The sequence below is a fragment of the Mycobacterium sp. NGS68 genome (assembly GCF_059812195.1).
This window is the reverse complement of record NZ_JCALCE010000041.1, coordinates 1-20,593: the sequence shown is the minus strand read 5'-3', so window position 1 is coordinate 20,593 and position 20,593 is coordinate 1. Positions and strand designations below refer to the sequence as shown.

Annotated in this window: 19 protein-coding genes; 6 read left to right on the top strand and 13 right to left on the bottom strand. The window is 67.6% G+C overall.

All coding sequences use genetic code 11. The features are described from left to right. Complete coding sequence (locus AC5Y5V_RS27615) at nt 1-1,251, bottom strand: hotdog family protein (protein WP_499941548.1); 1,251 nt, start codon at nt 1,249-1,251, stop codon at nt 1-3. Nucleotides 1,252-1,372: 121 nt separating this feature from the next. On the opposite strand from AC5Y5V_RS27615, the gene AC5Y5V_RS27610 reads away from it, so the two are divergent. Continuing rightward, complete coding sequence (locus AC5Y5V_RS27610; RefSeq protein ID WP_499941547.1) at nt 1,373-2,179, top strand: enoyl-CoA hydratase/isomerase family protein; 807 nt, start codon at nt 1,373-1,375, stop codon at nt 2,177-2,179. 12 nt (nt 2,180-2,191) lie between these two features. Here the strand turns inward: AC5Y5V_RS27610 and AC5Y5V_RS27605 are convergent, their stop codons facing one another. Together AC5Y5V_RS27605 and AC5Y5V_RS27600 are read right to left on the bottom strand one after the other, a co-directional pair. Then, nucleotides 2,192-2,989 (bottom strand): SDR family oxidoreductase, encoded by a 798-nt coding sequence (locus AC5Y5V_RS27605; RefSeq protein WP_499941545.1) that lies wholly within the window; start codon nt 2,987-2,989, stop codon nt 2,192-2,194. Between the two features lie 149 nt (nt 2,990-3,138). Then, a complete protein-coding gene (locus tag AC5Y5V_RS27600) occupies nt 3,139-3,771 on the bottom strand; it encodes a TetR/AcrR family transcriptional regulator (protein WP_499941542.1) in 633 nt (210 codons plus the stop codon). A 42-nt stretch (nt 3,772-3,813) separates the two neighbouring features. On the opposite strand from AC5Y5V_RS27600, the gene AC5Y5V_RS27595 reads away from it, so the two are divergent. After that, nucleotides 3,814-4,965 (top strand): ABC transporter substrate-binding protein, encoded by a 1,152-nt coding sequence (locus AC5Y5V_RS27595; protein WP_499941540.1) that lies wholly within the window; start codon nt 3,814-3,816, stop codon nt 4,963-4,965. Nucleotides 4,966-4,997: 32 nt separating this feature from the next. Here the strand turns inward: AC5Y5V_RS27595 and AC5Y5V_RS27590 are convergent, their stop codons facing one another. Next, nucleotides 4,998-6,104 (bottom strand): NAD(P)H-dependent amine dehydrogenase family protein, encoded by a 1,107-nt coding sequence (locus AC5Y5V_RS27590; protein WP_499941538.1) that lies wholly within the window; start codon nt 6,102-6,104, stop codon nt 4,998-5,000. A 126-nt stretch (nt 6,105-6,230) separates the two neighbouring features. Here AC5Y5V_RS27590 and AC5Y5V_RS27585 point away from each other — a divergent pair, with 126 nt between their 5' ends. After that, nucleotides 6,231-7,469 (top strand): cytochrome P450, encoded by a 1,239-nt coding sequence (locus AC5Y5V_RS27585; RefSeq protein WP_499941535.1) that lies wholly within the window; start codon nt 6,231-6,233, stop codon nt 7,467-7,469. On the opposite strand, the gene AC5Y5V_RS27580 is transcribed toward AC5Y5V_RS27585, so the two are convergent. After that, nucleotides 7,426-8,574: an NAD(P)H-dependent amine dehydrogenase family protein gene (locus AC5Y5V_RS27580; RefSeq protein WP_499941533.1), complete on the bottom strand. Its 1,149-nt coding sequence runs from the start codon at nt 8,572-8,574 to the stop codon at nt 7,426-7,428. The genes AC5Y5V_RS27585 and AC5Y5V_RS27580 overlap by 44 nt on opposite strands. Nucleotides 8,575-8,604: 30 nt before the next feature. Next, nucleotides 8,605-10,224 (bottom strand): class I adenylate-forming enzyme family protein, encoded by a 1,620-nt coding sequence (locus AC5Y5V_RS27575; RefSeq protein ID WP_499941531.1) that lies wholly within the window; start codon nt 10,222-10,224, stop codon nt 8,605-8,607. 219 nt (nt 10,225-10,443) lie between these two features. On the opposite strand from AC5Y5V_RS27575, the gene AC5Y5V_RS27570 reads away from it, so the two are divergent. Next, nucleotides 10,444-11,667 carry a cytochrome P450 gene (locus AC5Y5V_RS27570; protein ID WP_499941529.1) on the top strand — a complete coding sequence of 408 codons (1,224 nt, stop codon included), beginning with the start codon at nt 10,444-10,446 and terminating at the stop codon, nt 11,665-11,667. Between the two features lie 17 nt (nt 11,668-11,684). On the opposite strand, the gene AC5Y5V_RS27565 is transcribed toward AC5Y5V_RS27570, so the two are convergent. The 5 genes from AC5Y5V_RS27565 to AC5Y5V_RS27545 form a co-directional block, all read right to left on the bottom strand. Then, nucleotides 11,685-12,164 carry a MaoC family dehydratase gene (locus tag AC5Y5V_RS27565; protein ID WP_499941527.1) on the bottom strand — a complete coding sequence of 160 codons (480 nt, stop codon included), beginning with the start codon at nt 12,162-12,164 and terminating at the stop codon, nt 11,685-11,687. Further along, complete coding sequence (locus AC5Y5V_RS27560; protein WP_499941525.1) at nt 12,161-13,354, bottom strand: amidohydrolase family protein; 1,194 nt, start codon at nt 13,352-13,354, stop codon at nt 12,161-12,163. The genes AC5Y5V_RS27565 and AC5Y5V_RS27560 overlap by 4 nt, the downstream gene beginning before the upstream one ends. A 99-nt stretch (nt 13,355-13,453) precedes the next feature. Next, on the bottom strand, nt 13,454-14,353 hold the full coding sequence (locus tag AC5Y5V_RS27555) for a TIGR03619 family F420-dependent LLM class oxidoreductase (protein ID WP_499941523.1): 900 nt from the start codon (nt 14,351-14,353) through the stop codon (nt 13,454-13,456). An 11-nt stretch (nt 14,354-14,364) separates the two neighbouring features. Beyond that, nucleotides 14,365-15,474 carry an acyl-CoA dehydrogenase family protein gene (locus AC5Y5V_RS27550; RefSeq protein ID WP_499941521.1) on the bottom strand — a complete coding sequence of 370 codons (1,110 nt, stop codon included), beginning with the start codon at nt 15,472-15,474 and terminating at the stop codon, nt 14,365-14,367. Nucleotides 15,475-15,697: 223 nt separating this feature from the next. After that, nucleotides 15,698-16,564 carry an SDR family NAD(P)-dependent oxidoreductase gene (locus AC5Y5V_RS27545; RefSeq protein WP_499941519.1) on the bottom strand — a complete coding sequence of 289 codons (867 nt, stop codon included), beginning with the start codon at nt 16,562-16,564 and terminating at the stop codon, nt 15,698-15,700. Between the two features lie 58 nt (nt 16,565-16,622). Here AC5Y5V_RS27545 and AC5Y5V_RS27540 point away from each other — a divergent pair, with 58 nt between their 5' ends. Continuing rightward, nucleotides 16,623-18,188 carry a class I adenylate-forming enzyme family protein gene (locus AC5Y5V_RS27540; RefSeq protein ID WP_499941517.1) on the top strand — a complete coding sequence of 522 codons (1,566 nt, stop codon included), beginning with the start codon at nt 16,623-16,625 and terminating at the stop codon, nt 18,186-18,188. A gap of 5 nt (nt 18,189-18,193) precedes the next feature. On the opposite strand, the gene AC5Y5V_RS27535 is transcribed toward AC5Y5V_RS27540, so the two are convergent. Together AC5Y5V_RS27535 and AC5Y5V_RS27530 are read right to left on the bottom strand one after the other, a co-directional pair. Further along, nucleotides 18,194-18,592, bottom strand: coding sequence for a Zn-ribbon domain-containing OB-fold protein (locus AC5Y5V_RS27535; protein ID WP_499941515.1), 399 nt, complete (start codon nt 18,590-18,592; stop codon nt 18,194-18,196). Then, nucleotides 18,592-19,737 carry an acetyl-CoA acetyltransferase gene (locus AC5Y5V_RS27530; protein ID WP_499941513.1) on the bottom strand — a complete coding sequence of 382 codons (1,146 nt, stop codon included), beginning with the start codon at nt 19,735-19,737 and terminating at the stop codon, nt 18,592-18,594. Before AC5Y5V_RS27530 ends, AC5Y5V_RS27535 begins: the two co-directional genes overlap by 1 nt. Nucleotides 19,738-19,814: 77 nt before the next feature. On the opposite strand from AC5Y5V_RS27530, the gene AC5Y5V_RS27525 reads away from it, so the two are divergent. Continuing rightward, a partial coding sequence (locus AC5Y5V_RS27525) for an HpcH/HpaI aldolase family protein (protein WP_499941511.1) occupies nt 19,815-20,593 on the top strand: 779 nt, incomplete at its 3' end.

Genomic DNA, 20,593 nt, shown 5'->3' with positions numbered 1-20,593 from the left:
CTAGCGGTTCGCGAAATCCGCTGCGACGGCGTCGAGCAGGTCGGGCAGGTTGGTGGCGCCCCCGGGCGGATCGGGCAGCTGCACCGGGCCGTATCGGCGGCTGGGCAACAGAATTGTGGCGTGGCCCGGGGTAGTGAGCTCGCCGCGCTGATTGGTTGCGGCGAGGTCGACGTCGACCGCCGGCCGGTTGCCGTCGGCGAGGTACTTGCGCGTCACGCTGCCCCGGACCGTATGCAGGTCGCCCACGTAGTTGAAAAGCCGGAATTCGCAATCCAGCTTCCACAACCAGGCGTCGTCGCCCATCCAGTCGGTGCACAGGTGGATCAGCCAGGTTTCGCGCATTCGGCCGTAGTCGAATGTGGTGGGGTTACCGGCGTTTCGTGCCGCAGTCGGTTCCCAGTGGACGCGTTGCTGCACGTCGGGGACGCCCTCTTCGTTAGGGGTGTAGAAGCGCGGAATCCGTTGCCGGTTCTGCCATGCCAACCGCAGCGGAAGCACCCCGTACAGGCCCATGCCCATTCCGACGTGCCAGCAGACCATGTCGGTGACGGTCAGCGGACCCTTGGTCAGCGGGCCGAGGTCGTCGCCCTCCTGCACGTCCTCCCACCAGCGCGGCAGCGCACCCCGGGGTTCCTCGCGGGCGTATCGTTCGTCGATCTCGGCGATTTCGGCTTCGGTCCACGTCTTGAGTTCGACACCGTCGTACTTCTTGCGGCCGCGGGCCTTATTTCGCTCGGTTCGAATCATGTTGCGGTACTGGCCTGCAAGGATGGTCCCGTCGTCGTCGCGAAAGACCTGTGCCGACCACTCGTGAATAGCGCGTCCGGCGAAATCGCTGCTCTTGTCCAGCGCGGCGACCAGGGCATTGCGCCGAAATACCCGGTGGTTGGCGCGCAGAGGTGCCCACCACTCGCGCGCGGCTCCCGAGTAGAAGGCGTGCACACCGCGCAGTGGGTCCCCCTTGGTCAGTGCGCGGTCCTCGTCCGAGAGCTCGGTGACTTCGTCTTCGCCGATCAGGGTGTCACCGCCCACCAACGGAGGCGGCGCGATCGGTCCGTCCCACCGCGACTTCGCCGCATATTCGGGATCCGTCCACAGCGGATTCGGGTCGCCGTAGCATTCGGCGATATGGCGGAAGCAATCCTCGTTCGGGCGAAGGTAGTGCGGGGGCCTGGTATGGGGAACGGCGATACCGATTGTGGCGCGCAACCTGGCGAGGCCTTCGTCGGTGATCTGGCCGGCATCCGCCATCAAGCGCCCTCCTCCTTGTGGCTGCAGACACCCTCGCTGTGAGGATGGGATGTGAGGATGGAAATTAAGATACCCGAAAAGCGGAAACGCCGTTAACACTGGTTCGAGATGAGGCCGTGAGATGACCGAAGACCAGCCGGGAATCCGGGCGTCGGTGGGCGAGGACGGCGTCTGCCGTATCACCATTGATCGCCCGGATGTGGGTAATTCGTTGTCGCCCTTGGCGCGTGACGCATTGCTCGACGCGTTCCAGCGCGCGCACGATGCTCGGGAGGTGCGCGCGGTGCTGCTCAGTGCCGCCGGCCGGCGCCATTTCTGCACCGGCGCGGGACTGACGCCGTCCGGGGCGCCCGCGGAGCCACGTCTGCCCGGAGACATTGCCCGGATGCTGCAACAGGGTTGGCAGCGATTGATCGTCGCCATCCTCGACTGCGACAAGCCGGTGGTGGCCGCGGTGCACGGCACGGCGGCCGGCGCGGGCGCGAGCCTGGTGCTCGCCTGCGACCTCGTGGTGATGTCCGATCAGGCGAAGATCGTCGAAACCTTCGTCCACCGCGGCATCCTGCCCGATTCGGGAGCCGTCCACCTGCTCACGCGCATCGTCGGCCTGCGCCGGGCCGCCGAACTGCTGATGCTGGGCGATCCCGTCGACGCCCACGCTTGTGAGCGGCTGGGACTGGTGAACCGCGTGGTCCCCGCCGATGACGTCGACGGCACCGCGGAAGACTGGGCGCGGCGGCTGGCCCAGGGGCCGACCGTGACGCTCTCGCTCACCAAGCGTCTGCTGTCGGTGTCGTCGGAATCGGGCCGTCAACGTGCCTTCGAACAGGAAGCCTGGGCGGCCGAAGTGGTTTCGCACACCGCCGACCTGCAGGAGGGCTTACTGTCATTCGCGCAGCGGCGACCCGCCCGCTTTCAGGGCAGGTGAGGTGTTCCCGCGTCATGAGAAGCGCTCTTTGACGGCGTTGGACGGGCGGGGAGCCAGGACGAGGTAGGGGATGAAACTGCTGTTGCCGCAACGGATGATCGAATCGACCATGCCGGTGAGATGATCCACGTCGACCAGACCACCCTGCATGTAGCCGTGTTCCAGCCAGAAGTTCATCGCGGTGGCAAATGTCGCGGGATCCCAGTCTTTGTTGAATTCGGTCTGCGAGTCGCCGGTGCCGCCCACGCTGTCGCCCACGGAGAGGCGAGTGAAGCCGATCCCGGGATGTTCGACCCGCCATGCTTCGACGAGCTTGTCCAGGGCGGCCTTGCTGACCGCGTAGGCGCCGAGCATCGGCCAGGGCGTGGAGTACGACGCGCTCAGCGACGACAGGTACACGGCCGATCCGCCGGCGGCGGCGAGGTGCGGAGCGGCGGCCGCGGTCGCCAGTGAGGCGCCAATCACGTTGGTGGCGAACAGTTGTGCCCACTGTTCAGCGCTGACGTCGGCCAGCGGGGCAAGGATGCCGATGCCGGTGCTGTAGACCATGGCGTCGAGGCCGCCCAGCGCTTCGACGGCCTCACCGAATGCGCGTTGACACGCGGCCGCGTCGGTCACGTCGCAGACGATGGCCACGGCGCCGTTGCCGGCTTCTTTGGCGGCGTCGACGAGCCGCTCGCGTCGGCGGGCGAGCAGTGCGACATGGGCACCGCGCTCGGCCATGCCGGTGCCGATGCACCGGCCCAGACCCGCCGATGCCCCGACGACCGCGACCCGCAGCCGCTCAGGCATCGAACTCGAGAGGGTCATCGGCGCGGACCAGGATCATGTCCTCTGGCTGCATGGTTCTCCTTGGAGCAGGTTGAAAGCGACGCTATCAGATGGCGAACCAACGAAATCCCGCACCGGAAACGGTGATTTTCATCCGCTCGTCCATGTCGATTGCCTCGGTTGAACCGTCACTGGTGGAAAGCTTTTCGATTTCTTCGCGTAAAGCCGAGCAGTACCCGATCCAGGATTCTGGCGGCCCGCTCGCGGGCGCGGCGTGGATCCGCCGAATGCGCGACCAGCAGCGCGGCCTCCTCGACGGCGGCCACCAGGACGTGTGTGAGTTCCTCGACCGGCTCATCCTCGATGACCCCGTCGGTGATCGCGTCGCGCACCATGTCGTTGATCATCGCCAGGCTGTTGTCCCGCTCGATCGCCCGCAGCGACCGCCAGCCGAGGACCACCGGACCGTCGAGCAGCATCACGCGCTGGACCTCAGGTTCGGTGGCCGACTCGAGAAACCCGTGCAGGCCATGGCTGAGGCGTTGCCACGAATCGGCGCCCTGGGGCGGACTGGCGATGGAGCGCAGGGTGAGGTCTCGTTCCACCTCCTCGAAGACCGCGCGGAACAACTCGGCTTTGTCGCGAAAGTGGTGGTAGAACGCACCGCGGGTGCCCACCCCGGACCGGTTTACCAGGTCGCCGATGCTGGTGTTGAAGTAGCCCTTCTCGACGAACAGTGCCCGTCCGGCGTCGACCAGGTCGCGCCGGGTCTGGTCGCCGCGGGCGCGGCGGTCGTCGGCCGTGCCGCCTCGTCTGGCCATAGTCTGTGATCGTAGCAACATTCATCATGTATGTTGCGGGGTATGGCTCGCGGGGCGGTGCGTGGGTACGGTTCGGTGGCTCCGCTGCGCGTCGGGTTGCTCAACGACTATCCGACCCAGGCAGACACCGACGACGACACCGTGGACGCGCTCAAGTTGGTGTTCGAGGAGGCGTTGGCCGCGGGTCTGATCGACCGGCCCGTCGAGTTGGTGCGACGCGACGTGGTCGGCCTGCCCAACGGCACCTACCACGCGGTCGAACGGGCCTTCGACGAACTCGTCGCCGAGGGCTGTCTGGTCATCTTCGGGCCCTACGTCTCGGACAACGCCGTGCCGCTGCGGTCGCACGTCGAGCGGGTCGCCAAGGTGCCGATCATCGTCTTGTCGGGTTCCGAAGGCGCGCTTGGGGAGTGGTGCTTCGCACTCAACAACGGGTCGATGCCCGAGGAACCACGCATGCTCGCCGCAGTGCTGTGCGGCGACGGTCACCGGCGCATCGCGATCGCGTGGGAGTCCTCGCTGATCGGCAAGGAATACCTTGCCTACGCCGAGCGGGCTTATACCGAGGCGGGGCTGCAGTTGGTCACCACCGTCGCCATACCGCAGGTGGAAACCGACAAGGTCGCAGCCGTCGCCGAGCTTCGCCGCGCAGCGCCGGACGCGATCGTGCACGTGGGATTCGGACACGGACTCTGGGGATTCAACGACGCACTGGCGGTGGCGGACTGGGATCCGCCGCGTTATACGACCACCGCGTTCGAAATGGCGCATATCAGCGACGAATGGATGCGACACCTCGCAGGCTGGATCGGGCTGGACAGCTACGACGAGCGAAACCAGGTGGGCCAGGCCTTCCTGGACCGGTTCGAGGCGCGGTACGGCCACCGTCGGCGGTATTTCATGCCAGGACTGTGCCATGACGTCGCGACCGTGATCGTCCGCGGGCTCGCGGGCGCCCGACCGCTCACCGGTGCCGGCGTCAAGGAGGCGATCGAAGACGTGAAGCTGGTCCCCAGTGCCAGCGGCGCACCCGGAACATGTTTGCGCTTCGGCCATTACATCCGGCAAGGGTGGATGGGCGTCGACTACCTGGTGGCCCGCCGGGTGCTGCCGGACGCCAGTGGCCACGTCTTCCACGCCGCCCCGAGTGACTACCTGTCGCGCGGCGGGCGACCCGGGGCGGCCGGGAATTGATCGGTGCGGCGCACCCCGATCCGCAATAAGCGTCAACGCGGCGCGCCCAGTCGCAGCGCTCCGAACACCGGCGCCGTGACGATCCCGGGCGGCCTGGCCAGCACGTCGGGAATGGCGCGCACAGCGCTCATGGCGATCATGAGGTGTCCGGGTATCGCGTGCTGGCCGGTCGGGGCCACGTCATCCGACGCCACGTCATCCGACCCGACGTCGAGTTGCAGTTCGAAGCTGGGCATGCCCTTGACGACGGCGCGGATCAGCGGCGCCTTATCACCTGGCGCCAGGGGTCGCAGGCCCCATTGCGGCAGGTCGCGGGTGAGCACCCACTCCTCGTGCACCGCGAGCAGCGGGCGGCCCGCGAGGTGGCCGACCCACGAGAAGCGTTGTCCGACGACGGTACCGGCTGAAATCGTGCCGATCGGGATCTCGATGTCGTGCGTAAGCGTGGTCGCGTCCACCGCGACGTCGATGTGGGACAACGTGACGCCCAGGACATCCGCGGTGGCATTCAGCGTCTGCCGGTAGGCCATGTCGAGTTTCTTGATGATCGGCGAATCGATGGCCACGTCCTCAGGGGGACGGCCCATGCCCATCAGGTCGACCAGCATCGGCCGACTGGGCACCGCCGACACGTCGGTGGCCTCGTAGAGGTCGATGCGCTCGATCGTCTTGCTCAGCCCCGTCAGGGTCGCGATGAGCCGCTCGAACATGAACCCGGGGTTCTCGCCGGCGGCATGGAACCGCGACCCGCCGGCCCGGCACGCCTCGGCGAAGGCCGTCTCGGTCTGCGTGCCGTAGGTCGGCAGGTGGTTGTAGGACGTGGTGGTGATGACGTTGCTGCCGGCGGCCAGCAACCGGCAGATGTCCTGCGCGTTGGTCTCCACTGCGTGCGCCTTGCTGGCCGCGTGGACCACTACGTCGGCGCCCAATGCGACGATCGCGTCTTTGTCGGTCGTGGCCGGCACCCCGGTGGTGGGTGGCAGCCCGCACAGCGCACCGGCGTCGAGGCCCGCCTTGTCGGGGTCGTAGACCAGCACGCCCACGAGTTGGAAATCGGGATTCTCGATCAATTCGGCCAACGCGTGCCGTCCGACGGCCCCGGTGGCCCACTGTACGACGCGAGTTGTCCGATTTCTCAATGGAGTGCTCCTCGTTGAGCTTTCACCCTGCGGGCACCGGGCGGCCAAGTCAACGTACAACATGCGGGGCAGCAACCACCAGGGTGTATGTTGATGCGAGTCGCGCACATGTTTCGGAGGTGCACCATGGCGGAGTCGGCGGCTACCGAGGACCTCGATCAACGGATCCGGGACTCGCAGGACAAGTTCAACGCTCGGATGGGCGCGGACGGGGATGCCTCCCCTTATCCGCTGTTGGCCGCGTTGCGGGCGCAGAGTCCGGTACACGCGGGATGGCCCGAACTCGGCATGATGGGCCAGTCGGCAGACGGCCCGATGACCTTCACTGCGTACACGTTCGACGCCGTCAAGGCGGTATTCACCGACAACCTCACCTACAGCACCCGCTGTTACGAGGACGTGGTGCGTCCCCTGCAAGGCCCGACGATCCTCGAGATGCAGGAGCCCGAGCACGCGGTGTACCGCAGGCTGCACGAGTTCGCATTCGCGCGCTCGTCGATGGCGCGCTGGGACGCCGAACTCGTCGGCCCGCTGGTGGACCGCACCATCGCCAAGTTCAAGGACGGGAAGCGCACCGACCTGGTCGACACGGTGTTCATGCCGATTCCGGTTCGCGTGATCGCCGCGCTGCTGGGGCTTCCGGAGGCCTACATCGGCGAGTTCCACCGGTTGGCGATCGACCTGCTCGGGTTCCGCGGCGACATGGAGTGCGCCATGCGGGCCTCCGCGGAGATGAAGGCGTACTTCGTCGACATCCTCGCCGAGCGCCGCTGCGAGCCCTGCGACGACATGGTGTCGATCCTGACCCGGGCCGAGGTCAACGGGGTGAAGATGTCCGACGAGCAGATCATCGGGTTCATGCGCAACCTGCTGCCCGCCGGTGCCGAGACGACGTCGCGCTCGATGGCAAGCCTGGGCATGGCGCTGTTGACCCATCCCGACCAGCTGGACGCCGTGCGGCACGACCGCACCCTGCTGCCGCAGGCGATCGAAGAGGGAATCCGTTGGGAGACACCGCTGCTGAACTTCATGCGGGAAGTCACGGTGGACACCGAGTTGGGTGGCGTCGCGATTCCCAAGGGCGCGACGATGATGCTGAGCCTGGGCAGCGCCAACCATGACGAGACCCGTTGGGCGAATCCAGAGACCTTCGACATCTTCCGGGAACGCAAGCCGCACATCGGATTCGCCCACGGTGCCCATGTCTGCCTGGGCATGCACCTGGCTCGCCTGGAGACCACCAAGATCTTCAACGCGCTCTTCGACGAATTGCCGGGATTACGGCTGGATCCCGATGCGCCGGCGCCCTACGTGACCGGTGTCATGTTCCGTTCCCCGCCGCGGTTGGACGTGGTGTGGGATTGAGCGGGAAGGACTGCGCGGCGACGCTGACGGCCCCCTGTGGAGCCGTGACCGGAAGGTCAAGCGACGTGACGATGCCGGGCGGCGCGTCGACCACGTAGGGGATTGCGTTGACCACCCGCATGGCGGTGGCCTCCATCCCGGCATCATTGGCGGCGGCGGCGGATTCGCCGGTACCGAGCCGCAGGTCGCACTCGATGCGGGGCTGCCCTTCGATCACGATCCGGTAGGTGCCGTGCGGTGCCGAGGTCCACTGCGGAGCCAGATCGGGCGCCATCCGGTTGATGTGCTCGATCGTGATCAGGGGTTTGCCGTCGACGACACCCGTCGTCTCCGCGCGCACCGCGCCACACGTGCCGGCCGGTATGACGCCGCACGCGACGTGCAGCTCGCGCGGAGTCGTGACCCGCTCGTATTTCTCGGTGATGTCGTCGACCGTGACTCCGAGCGCATGCGCCACCAGACCGATCGGCGGTCCCCAGGCGAACCGCTGCGCGCCGTTGAGGGCGATCAGCGGCGTGTAGTCGAGCGGTTTCCCGAAGCCCATGGCGTCGACCATGAGGTACTCGTTGGGGTACGCCGAGTAGTCGAAGATCTCCTGGGCGCGCACCGAGGTGATCGTGTTGGACAGTGTCGACAGCACCACCGCGAATTGGTCGCCGGCGAAACCGGGTTCGATGCCCGAGTTGTAGATGGTGGCGCCGCCGGCCAGCGCCGCCTGCTGCACGTCGTCGGCGAATCCGGGAATCCAGCTGGCCGGGAACATCATTCCCGGCGTGCTGGTCGTCACCACGTCGATGCCCGACCGCAGGATCCGGACGTAGTCGCGGACCGCCGCGGCATCCATCTCCGGGCCGGCAGCGGCATAGAGGACGCAATCCGGTCGCAGCGCGATGATCTCGTCGAGGTCACCCGTGGTGGTCACGCCGATCGGTCCCAAACCGACCAGCTCGCCCGCGTCGCGCCCGGCCTTGTCGGCACTGTGCACCCACACGCCGACCAGCTGCAACTGCGGGCGCCCGGCGATGGCGCGCAACGCCAGCGTGCCCACGCCGCCGGTGGAGATGACGGCCACCCGCAGTGTCCGGTCCCGCAACTGTTCCCGCATAGTCCCAAGTCCTTTCGCAAGCGGTCGAGGCTAACGGCCGGCCATCAGCGTGCTCAGCCGTTGCGACAGTTCCGATTTCCGCACCTTGCCCGTCGCGGTGAAGGGTAGCTCCTGCTTCTCGGCCACCCAGATGAACTTGGGCACTTTGTACGTCGACAGCCGGTCACGCACCGAGTTGCGCAACACCTCGGCGTCCAGGCCGCCCGTGCCGCCTGCGACCACCGCGGCCGCCACCACGGTGCCGGCGTCACCGTCCTCGGCGCCGACGACGTAGGCCTCGAGCACGCCCTCGCACGCGGTGAGCGCGAGTTCGACCTCGCCCGGCGTCACATTCGTGCCGCCCGCGGTCTTGATCATGTCTCCGAGGCGGCCGGTGAACGTGATCCAGCCGTCCTCGTCCTGCACGCCGCAGTCGCCGGTCCGATAGAAGCCGTCGGCGGTGAACACGTCCTCGCGCTCGCGCTTGTGCAGTCGCTGCATCAGGGAATAGCCCCGCACCCAGATCTCTCCGGTGGTGCCGGCGGGAACCGGGCGCCCGGTGTCGGGGTCGACGATGCGGTGCGTCAGCCCCTCGACCGAAGGGCCGCCGGTGCGGGTGCGCGTCGGCGGCTGAGCGAGATACGGGTCGACGCCCAGATGATTGCCGCAGAGTTCGGTCATGCCCAACGAGTCGGTCCCGGTGGGGCGGCGGTCCGGCGGGACCATCGCCGGCATGCTGGTGCGCCGGACCGACGACAGGTCGCGGCGCGCGAAGTCGGGATGCGCAGCGAGGGTCTTGCCCTGCTGCGGCCAGCCGAGCGTGATGGTTGCCCGGTGCCGCTCGATGAGTTCGAGCGCCCCCGCGGCGTCGAACGCCGCCTGGGTCACCAGCGTCGCGCCGTGGTGAATTACCGCGTGCAGGCCCGTGATCAGCCCGCCGACCCAGAAGAACGGCATGGCGGTGAACAGCACATCGTCCGGTGCGACGAGATACAGGTGGGTGAGGTTGAACGTGTGACGCACGAATGCGCCCTGGCTGTGCACGGTGCCCTTCGGGTCGCCCGTGCTGCCCGAGGTATAGATGATCGTGAGGTCATCGGCGGGCGTCACGCACGATTCGGCCGCCGCCAGAAATTCGGCGTCGATCCGGGGGCTTTCGGATTCGGCCGCCCGGCCGAGCGGAGTTGCCCAGTCCCGTTCACTGGGTCCCCACACCGCGATGGCGCGCAGACAGGGTGCCGCTGTGACCGCCAACCGCCCCGGCGTGCGTTGCCCGGACAGGCCCGGCAGCGCCTCTTCCAGCCGCGCGACGAGGTCGTGGAGGCCGAACGATGGGACCGTCAGGATCGCGCCGAGATCTGCGTGTCGCACGGTCCAGGACAGTTCGGCGGGCTTGTAGAACGTGTTGAGCGGCACCGCGACCGCCCCGATGCGGGTGGTCGCGAACCACGACAGCACCCACTCGATGCCGTTGGGCATCAGTATCCCGACGCGGTCGCCCTTGCCGATGCCCTCGGCCAGCAACGCCCGCGCGAGCAGCGCCGAACGCGCCTCGAGCTCGGCGTAGGTCAACTGCTGCCCGTCGGCGATCACACATGGCTTGTTCCCGAAGCGTTCCGCACTCGATCGCACCAGCGCGGGGATCGTCGGGGCGATGGTAGGGAAGGGCATGGTTCCTGCAGGATAGTTGCTTTTCCGGTAAACGAGAACACCCGTTCTTGTTTCCGACGCCGGCGTCGAACCTCCCTGGGATAGCCGGCCCGACGTGGCCTACTGAAATTTACAAAGTCGATCGAAAGTGTCATTCTCAAAATCGTAAATAGTCGTTATCGTCGTGGACTTGGAGGCCCGTATCATTTCCGACGTCGAGTACGAGGATCGGGCGGTGCTGTGAGCGACGGCAACTCGGCCGCGGGCGCGGTCGATTTCGATCCGTTCTCCGAGGACTTCTTCAACGGCCCGTGGGACACATACCGGTGGCTGCGCGACCACGCGCCGGTCTACTACAACGCCGCTTGGGACTTCTGGGCCCTGACCCGCTACGACGACGTGGCGGCGGCAACCAAGGATCACCAGACCTACTCGTCGGCCAAGGGCGCCACGTTGGACATGGTCAACGCGCCCGAACAGGCCATCCCGGTGCCCAAGGTGATCATCTCGATGGATCCGCCCGAGCACCAGAAGATGCGCAAACTGGTCAGCAGCGTGTTCACCCCGCGCGCCATCGCCGCACTCGAAGACATGGTGCGCGAAAAGGTCAACGACTGCGTGAGGGCGCTGGAGCCCACCTCATTCGACGTGGTCGCCGAATTCTCGGCGATCTTTCCCAACGAGGTCATCACCACGATGCTGGGAGTGCCGCAACCGGACCGGCACCAGATCCGGCTCTGGCTCGACCAATTGCTCGCGCGCAGCCCCGGCCAGCTTGCCATCAGCCCGGAGGGCTATCAGGCCTCGGTGAACACCGGGCTGTACTACTACGACCTTGTTCGGCAGCGTCGAGCGAAACCGTGCGACGACATGATCAGCCGGCTGATCGAGACCGAGGTCGAGCGGGACGGTCAGGTGGACAAGCTCACCGACGTCGACATCACCGGCTTCGCGACCATGCTCGGGGGAGCCGGTGCCGAAACGGTCACCAAGCTGATCGGCAACGCGATGGTGGCGTTCACCGACTTTCCCGACCAGTGGCGCAAGCTGCGCGCCGACCGAAGCAAGATACCCGCTGCGATCGAGGAACTGCTCAGGTACGAGGCGCCGTCCCAGTATCAGGTGCGCTGCGCCACGCGGGATGTCACCTTGCACGGCAACACCATTCCAGCGGGAAGCGCCGTGCTGCTGGTCACCGGATCCGCGACGCGCGACGAGCGCAAGTTCGCCGAGCCCGACGTGCTCGACATCGATCGGGACCGAAAGATGGGCTTCAACCTCGCGCTGGGCTACGGCATTCACAGCTGCCTGGGCGCGGCGCTGGCCCGGATGGAGTGCCGCATCGCGCTGCAGGCGCTGCTGGACCTGCTGCCGTCGTACGAGGTGGACCGCGACCAATGCAGGCGCGTGGCGATGTCCAACGTCTTCGGATGGTCGCACGTCCCGGTTCGGGCGACCACCTGATCAGTCCGTCGAGGGTCCTACCGCGCTTCCCGCATCGCCGCGATCGTGTCGACCACGCATGCCGGCCGGTCTGAATTTTCCACCTCGACGGTCACTCGCACGGTGGCCCGCCCGCCGCCGTCGGAGCGTGCGACACGGATCAACTCGGCGCCGGCGCGAATGCGAGAACCGACCGGCACCGGGGCGGGGAACCGCAGCTTGTCGACGCCGTAGTTCACCTGCATCGACAGCCCGGTGACCTGGTAGATCTCCCGCACCAGGAGGGGGACCAACGACAACGTCAGATAGCCATGGGCGATCGTCTTGCCGTACGGGCCCTGGGCGGCCTTTTCAGCATCCACGTGTATCCACTGATGGTCGCCGGTGGCCTCGGCGAACAGGTCGATCTCGCGCTGGGTGACCTCGTGCCAGCCGCTGTAGCCGAGGTGTTCACCGACGTGGGCCTCGAAGTCCGAGATTCCTTCGTAACGAAGGGGTTTGGTGGGCACCGTGGTCACGCCGACACGCGAATGCCGAACAGCTCCATCGCGTTGCCGCCCATGATCTTGGCGGTGTCCTCGTCGGACACGCCGTCGAGCCGGTCGACGAAGCTCAGCGGATCGCCGATGCCCTCCGGATGCGGGAAGTCGGACCCGAACAACACGTGGTCGGCGCCCATGATGTCGACGATGCCCGCGACGTCGTCCTCCAGGAACGGGTGGATGTAGATGTTGCGCTTGAAGACCTCGACCGGATGCTCGTCGAACTCCTTGGGCATGATCCGGTAGGCGGTGTCGAGTTGGTCGAGCAATCCGCGGACCCAGCCGCTGCCGTTCTCGACGCACAGGACCTTCAGCTCGGGGAAGCGCGTCAACGCGCCGTGGCAGATCAGCGCCGCCATGCTGTCCTCGATGGCGCGGTGGCCCATCACGACCTCGCGCAGTGCGCTCGGCTTGAACGACAGGTACTCGTCGCCGCCCTCCCACTCCATGAGGTGCTTCTGGTAGCCGCTGTCCGAAGCGTGCATGGTGACGGGGATGCCCGCCTTGACCACCTCCTCCCAGAACGGATCGAATTCGGGCAGTCCCATGGAGCGGGAGCCGCCGAACCGGCTGGGCACCGGAGCGGGCCGGATCAGGAAGGTCTTCATGTCGCGCTCCATGCACCAGTGGAATTCCTCGATTGCCAACTCGACGATCGGCAGGGTGATCACGGGTGTGGCGAAGATCCGGCCCTCGTAGTCGAATGTCCAGTGCTCGTGCATCCACTCGTTGAGCGCGTGCATGACGGCATGGGTGAGCATGACGTCGTCGGTGGTCCGTTCCTCGATCAGGCTCGCCAGCGTCGGATACATCACACAGCGGTCGATGCCCAGCTCGTCCATCAGCTCGAGGCGGGGGCCGGGGTCCTGGAATGCGGGGATGACATCCATTGCCTCACCGACGAATTCGCGGAAGTTGAGGCCCTCGGGATTGTTGCCCAGGAAGTAGTCCTCCGCGCTGCCGGGCCGGGCCACCCGCGCGAACGTCGGGTTGGGGATCATGTGGCTGATGTGGTCCTTGACGACCAACTTGGGGCGTCCGTTGACCTCGACGTAGCCGACCTTCCCGCGGTGCTGCTTGGGCAGGTATTTGGTGAGCGCGTCCTCCCTTTCGTACATGTGGTTGTCGATGTCGAACACGGGGTAGGGAAGTGAACGCGGGGACATCGGCCGACCCTCCTGAGAACAGTGAATATGACCGTTTACGATGTTTGAGAATGACGTTATCACCAGCGCCGGGCAAGCTCCATACAGGGTGGATCGAGTTCAGGCTGCGATGAATTCCTTGGCGAACTCTCGCGCGCGTTCGATGTACTCGGCGCGGTCGTTCCCCCTCGGTGCGATCGGCAGCCAGGTGACGCCGCAGTCCGCCAGCCGCTGGATGGTGGCGTGGCGTTCGTCGGTTGACTTGTTGTCGTCCAACAGGTTTCCCGCCGAGAAGCAGATGTCCAACGGTTCGGTCCGGCCGATCGAGGCACCGTAGTCCGTGGCCCAGGCGATCGCCGCCTCGAGTTCGTCGGCCGTCGAGATCTCGGCGGTGCGCGATGCAGTGGCATACCCGAACGTGTTGAAGGGCGCCCAACCCTGCGCCCGGCCCACCGCGCGGCGCACGGCGGGCTTGCTGTTGCCGCCGATCCAGATCGGCGGCCGCGCGGGCAGCGGCCGCAACCGCACCCCGCGCGCGGCAAATGAGCTGCCCTCAATGGCGACGTCCCCGCCGCCGAGAACCTCGTCGAGCACGTCCAACGCCTCGTCGAGCAGGCTCCCGCGAGCATCGAAATCGATTCCCAAGGCCTTGAATTCGGGTTTCAAGTAGCCCGCGGCGGTCCCCAGGATCAGGCGGTCACCGGATAGCACCTGAAGGCTCTGGATGGATTTGGCGCCCAGAAACGGGTTGCGATAGGCGGCGATGTAGACGTTGGTCAGCAGTTTGACCCCGGACGTCGCCGCCGCCGCGAAGGACAGCGCGACGAACGGGTCGAGTGCGTGGTGGCCGCCGTGGTCGAGCCACTTGGCGTCGGGGGCGGGGTGGTCGGTGACGTGCACCGCGGCGTACCCGCAGGCCTCGGCGGCCTGAGCGATCTCGGCGACCGCCGTCGCGCTGACGAACTCCTGCTGCGCGTCGACGCGTTGGGTGGGAAGTTCAAGCGAATACGAAATCGTCATTGCAGGTCCTTTCAGGAGGCGACCAGCTCGGCCAGCCGCTGCGCGTGGAAGTGGGGGCTGCCGAAGGCCAACTGGCTGGCTTTGGCCCGTCGTACGTAGAGGTGGGCATCGTGTTCCCAGGTGAATCCGATGCCCCCGTGGACGCGCATGTTGTCCAACGCGACTTGCAGGAACGATTCCGAGCACACCATCTTCGCGACGGACGCGGCCACGGGCAGCCCGGCGGCCTCGGCGTTCCAGGCGGCCTCGGCGGCGTTCCAGGCGGCCGAGCGAGCGCCCTCGACCAGGATCAGCATGTCGGCACACCGGTGCTTGACGGCCTGGAAACTACCGATCGGCCGGCCGAACTGGATTCGGTTCTTGGCGTAGCCGACCGCCATGTCGAGGCACCTCTGGGCGGCGCCGACCTGCTCTGCGGCCAGCATGACGAGGGCCAGGTCCGAGGCGCGGGCCAGTGCCGGCTCCGCGGTGCCGTCGGCGCCGATCAGCCGGGCGGGGGCGCCGTCGAACCGGACCCGGGCGATCCTGCGGGTACGGTCCAGCCCGGCCAGCGGTTCCCGGATGACGCCGTCGGCGTCCGCGCCCACGGCAAGCAGCGAAACGCCGGCTTCGGTGTTGGCGGCGACCAGGATGACGTCGGCGGTGTGCCCGTCGAGCACCAGGGCCGCCGCGCCGTCGACCCGGTGGCCGTCAGCGTCCCGTCGGGCGGTCAGTGTGACGGCGGCGGGGTCCCAGGCATCCAGCCGCCCGTTGAGGATCAACGTCGCGGTCCCCGAACCATCGACGATGGCCGGCATGAACTCGTTGATCGCCTCCCGGTCCCCGGTGGCCAGCAGTGCCTGAGCGGCCAGCGCGACGGTGCTGAAGAAGGGGGCACACAACAGCGCGGCGCCCATCTCTTCGAAGACCACCGCCAGTTCGGCGATGCCCGCGCCGGCTCCGCCCCACTGCTCGGGCACCGCGATTCCATGTAGCCCCAGCTCCGTGGCCATCTGCAGCCAGACCTTCTGGTCGTAGCCCGCCTCGGTCGTCGTCAGCCGGCGGACCTCGGCGCTGGGGGACTTTTCGGCGAGGAACTCCCGCACGGTGCCGCGTAGCTCGTCGAGCTCACTCACCGCCACGCGCCACCTCCCGAGCGTGCCGCGAGGCGGAGCCCGACGGGGCCGGTGCTGTGGTCATGTCGTCCTCTGCGGGTGGGTTCGAGCCGGACTGCGTCGATGCCCGCGCCGGCCGAAACCTGATCGCGCGGCCTGACACCGCGCGGCACGGGCATTGCCGGACCAGGATAGTATCTTTTCTGAATTCAGAGAATATCGATTCTCGCCAGCGGGAAGCGCGGTTCGCTCAGGCCGCGGTGGGCCCGCCCCGAATGGTGAAGGTGGCCGGATCATCGATCTGACCGATGGATTCGGCGACCGACTCCGCGGTGAGTCCGGTGTCCTCGACGCCCTTGGTCACACCGATGAAGACGCGCGACACCTTGCCGGCACCCACCGAGTAGATGTGTGCGGTGCGGTCGCAGCTGCGGTGCGCCAGGTACACCACCACCGGCGTGACCAGTTCGGGGTCCATCGCCTTGCCCGCTTCGCCCATGATCTCCTCGGTCATCCGGGTGCGCGCTATCGGCGCGATCGCGTTGACGGCGATACCGTTTCGGGCGCCTTCGATGGCGAGCACGTGCATCATGCCGACCAGGCCCATCTTGGCCGCGCCATAGTTGGCCTGCCCGAAATTGCCGAAGAGTCCCGTGCCCGAGGTGGTTTGGACGATCCGTCCGTAACCCTGCTCGCGCATCGCCGGCCAGACCGCGCGGGTGACGTGGAACGCGCCGGACAGGTGCACGGCAATGACGGCATCTACCTGCTCGGCGGTCATGTTCTTGAACGCGGCGTCGCGCAGTATCCCCGCATTGTTGACCAGGATGTCCACCCGGCCGAAGGCATCCTTGGCGGCCGCCACGATCGCCGCCCCGCCCTGCTCGGTGGCCACTGAGTCGCCGTTGGCGATCGCCGTGCCGCCGGCAGCGGCGATCTCGTCGACCACCGCCTGGGCCGCCGATATCGATGCTCCGGTGCCGTCCACGGCGCTGCCCAGGTCGTTGACCACTACCCGGGCGCCGCGACGGGCCAGCTCGAGCGCGTGGCAGCGTCCGAGTCCGCCTCCGGCGCCGGTCACAATCGCCACCTGGCCATCGAAAGTCATTGTCTGCATGGATGAGAGGTTACATTTACTGCTAAAGAGAACTTTCATTTGCATCGGAGGACATGACATGGGCGGCCCGGCCGAGCTGCTGCAACGCGCGCGGCGGCGCGCCGAGGATCGGCGGCTCCGCTACCGCGCCGAGGGGCTGTGGTCGTCACAACCCCTCGACGTCGTTCGCGCGGCCGCGGCGCGGCATCCCAATGGGCTCGCGCTGAAGCGCCGGGGCGGCGAACTCACCTACGCCGAACTGGACAACCGCGTCGATCGTGGCTGCGATGCCTTGGCGGAGAGCGGTGTCGCCGCAGAGACCCCGGTGCTGCTCGTGCTCGGCAACGACCCCGATTCGGTGGTGGCGGTGCACGCCGCGCTGCGTCTGGACGCCGTCCCGCTGCTGGTGCCGCGGAGCGCCGGCCCGGCCCTGGTCGCCGACATCCTCGCGCGCTCCGGCGCGCGCTTCGGTGTGGCACCGAATTGGCCGGGTGTGGCGGACGCGCACCTGTCGGGATGCCGGTGGATCACGGTGGACGACGGTGTGCCGCCCGATGTCACTAGGCGGCCGCGGCGCGGCGCCGACGAGCCGGCGCTGGTGTTGTACACGTCGGGCACGACGTCCGCACCCAAGGGCGTGATCCATTCGCAGAGCACGCTGACCACGACGTCGGCCAACTACATCGCGGCCGCCGGGCTGCGGCCCGACGACCGGATCTTCCTGATCAGTCCGCTGGCGTCGGTGACCGGCGTGCTGCAGGCCGTGTTCGTCGGCCCGATGCTGTCGGCGCCCGTCGTGCTGGAGGATCGCTGGGATCCGGCGTCAACGTGCGATCTGCTGGTCGCCTCGGGGGCGACCTGGTACGGCGGTCCGGACCGGCTGCTGGACCGGTTGCTCGACGAGGCGGTAGCCCGGGGCAGTGAGATCCCGCTCCGCGCGGTGTATTTGGGCGGGGCCATGCTGGACCGGCGGATCGTGGCGCGCGCCGAGGGCGACTTCGGGATCGTCGTCATGCGTGCGTACGGGTCCTCGGAGGTTCCGGTGAGCGCGTCCGGCACGCGGACCGAGCCCAGGCGGTTGCGCCACCACGACGACGGCAGACCGCTGCATGGCGTCGAGGTGCGTGTGGGCTCGGCGGGTGACCCGGGGGAGTGCTGCATCCGTGGGCCGCACGCGTTCCTCGGCTACACCGACGCCGACGATGAAGCGCATGCGTTCGACGGCGACTGGTTTTGCACCGGCGACCTTGCGCAACTCGTCGACGGCCGAGTGCGCATCGTTGGCCGGCTGAAGGACATCGTGATACGCAACGGCCTGAAGATTCCGGCCGCCGAAGTAGAGGAGGCGGTGGCCCGGATCGGCGGGGTGCGCGAGTGCGCGGCGTACCCCGTCGCCGATGCGGCCACCGGCGAGCGACTCGCCCTCGCGCTCGTGCTGGACACCGGCGTCGACCTATCGCTACCGGCAGTCGCCGACGCGCTGCTGGGGATGGGACTGCCGAAGTACAAACTGCCCGAGGAACTGGTGTTCTGGGACGAACCGCTACCGGTCAACGCCGCCGGAAAGGTGGAGCGCAACAGGCTCGACACCGCGTCCGCGGGACGGCCGCGCGCACTTGCGGATCGGCTGGTTACCGCGGGCTGAGCGGCTCACGCGGGACGGAACACCGGGACGGCGAAGCCATCGTCGTCCTCGCGGAAGGCGACGACGAGCTTCAGGTCCGCGCGCAGGTCCTCGACGGCGCAGTCCTCCACCACGGTCATCAGCCGTGGTCCTTCGGCCAGGTCCACCATTGCGATCACGTAGGGCGTGCGCGCGTCGAAGGGCGCGGCGTTCTGGTGTACGACGCTCCAGGTGTAGAGCCGCGCCTCGCCGCTGGCCGGGGTCAGCTCCACGTCTTCTGCCCAGCAGTACGGGCAGAAAGGCCTGGCGTACAGCGACTTCTGGTTGCAGCTGCGGCACGCGTTGACCATGAGCGCGTGGTCCTGGACGGCCGCCCACCACGTTTGGCTGTCGATGTCGATGGTCGGCCGGTCCGCGTCCGTCATCACTGCCTCCCCAGAATCATCGTGGCGCTGTGCGTGAAAAACCCACCCATCGCGTGCACGCACGCCAGGCGGGCGTCGGCGACCTGGCGGCTGCCGCATTCGCCGCGCAGCTGGCGGACCGCCTCGACCATGAGGAACATCCCCCGCATGCCGGGATGACACGAGGCGAGCCCGCCGCCGTCGGTGTTGGTCGGCAGCGACCCGCCCGGCCGCAGTGCACCCGATTCGATGAACGCTCCGCCCTCTCCTTTGGCGCAGAATCCCAGATCCTCGACGGTGAGCAGGATCGTCGAGGTGAACGAATCGTAGAGCTGGCATACGTCGATGTCGGCCGGGGTGACGCCGGCCCGGGCGAAGGCGCGGGGCCCGGACACCGCGGCGGCCGACGTGGTGAAGTCGCGCCATTCGCTCATGCTGACGTGCGACGCCGCATCCGCGGCGCCCAGGATCCAGACCGGCTCCCTGGCGCAGTCGCGGGCCACCGCCTCGCTGGCCAGCACCACCGCCCCGCCGCCGTCGGTGCGCAGGCAGACGTGCTTGGCGGTGAACGGGTCGGCCAGCATCGGCGCCGCGTGCACGTCGGCCACGGTGATGCGCTCGCGCTCGAAAGCCTGCTCGTTCATGGCGGCCCACTCGTGCGCGGCCACCGCGACCTCGGCCAATTGATCGACGGTGGTGCCGTATTCGATCATGTGTCGCCGGGCGGCCATCGCGTACTTGGCGATCAGCGTCGGCCCGTAGGGGGCCTCGTACTGGATGGCCCCACCCGTGCCCATCGCGGCCGCCGACGCGCGCACCCGGCGCTTGACGTCTGAGCGCGCTGTGGAGCCGTAGGTCAGCAACACGACGCCGACGTCTCCCGCGGCGACCGCCGCGGTGGCGTGCCGCGCCATCACCTCCCACGAGGATCCGCCGACGTTGGTGGCGTCGACCCAGGAAGGACGCAGGCCGAGGTATTCGCTGACCTCGACGGGGGGCAGCAGCGTGCCGTGCGCCCCGAAGCCGTCGATGTGGTCCTTGGTCAGGCCGGCATCGGCGACCGCGCGACGCGACGCCTGCGCCATCAGCCCCATCGCCGTCTTGTCGGGGACGCGACCGCATTCGGACAGCCCTGCGCCCACGATCGCGACTCTGCTAGACGGCATGCGTCATGGTTATCACATGGATAACGGCGTTTCCGAAAAGATGGAGACGGGGTTCTCCGGTCGGCTAACGTGGCGTTGTGCCGGGTTCTTTGCGGGAGGCGCTGCGCGGTGATCGCCTCGTGTTGTGCCTGGCGCTGCTGAACTCCCGCACTCCCGACGTTCCGTCGATCGCGGCAGCCTGTGGATACGACGCGGTCTACGTCGACCTGGAGCACACCGCCACATCTCTGGAGACGGCGGCGATGCTGTGCGCCGGTGCAGTCGGTGCGGGCATCTCGGGCCTGGTGCGGGTGCCCTCGCATGACCCGAGCGTGATCGCGCGCGTACTTGACTGCGGCGCCGTGGGAGTGATTGTTCCGCATGTCAATTCGAAATCGGAAGCTCAGGCGGTGGTCGCCGCGGCGCGGTTTCCGCCGATCGGTCATCGGTCGATCTCGGGTCCCAATGCGGTCAGCGGGTATGGGGTCAGGTCGGCGACCGAGTTGACCGCGGCGTTGGAGCGGCACACGGTTGTCGCGGTCATGATCGAGACTTCGGAGGCGGTCGACGCCAGTGACGCCATTGCCGCCGTCGAGGGCGTCGACCTGATCCTCATCGGGCCCAGCGATCTGACCGCCGAGATGGGCATCCACGGGGAGTATGAGAATGAGCGTTTCCACAATGCGGTAAGGTCTGTCGCAGCGGCTTGTCATGCTCATGGCGTGGCGCTCGGTGTGGCCGGGATCAAGTCTCTTGACCTGCTGCAACGCTTCGTGGACCTGGGTCTGCGATTCATTTCGGCGGGCACGGACGTCGGAATGATGACCGAAGCGGCCACCTCGCGCGCACACGCACTCCGGGGGCTCGAGGGTCGGAC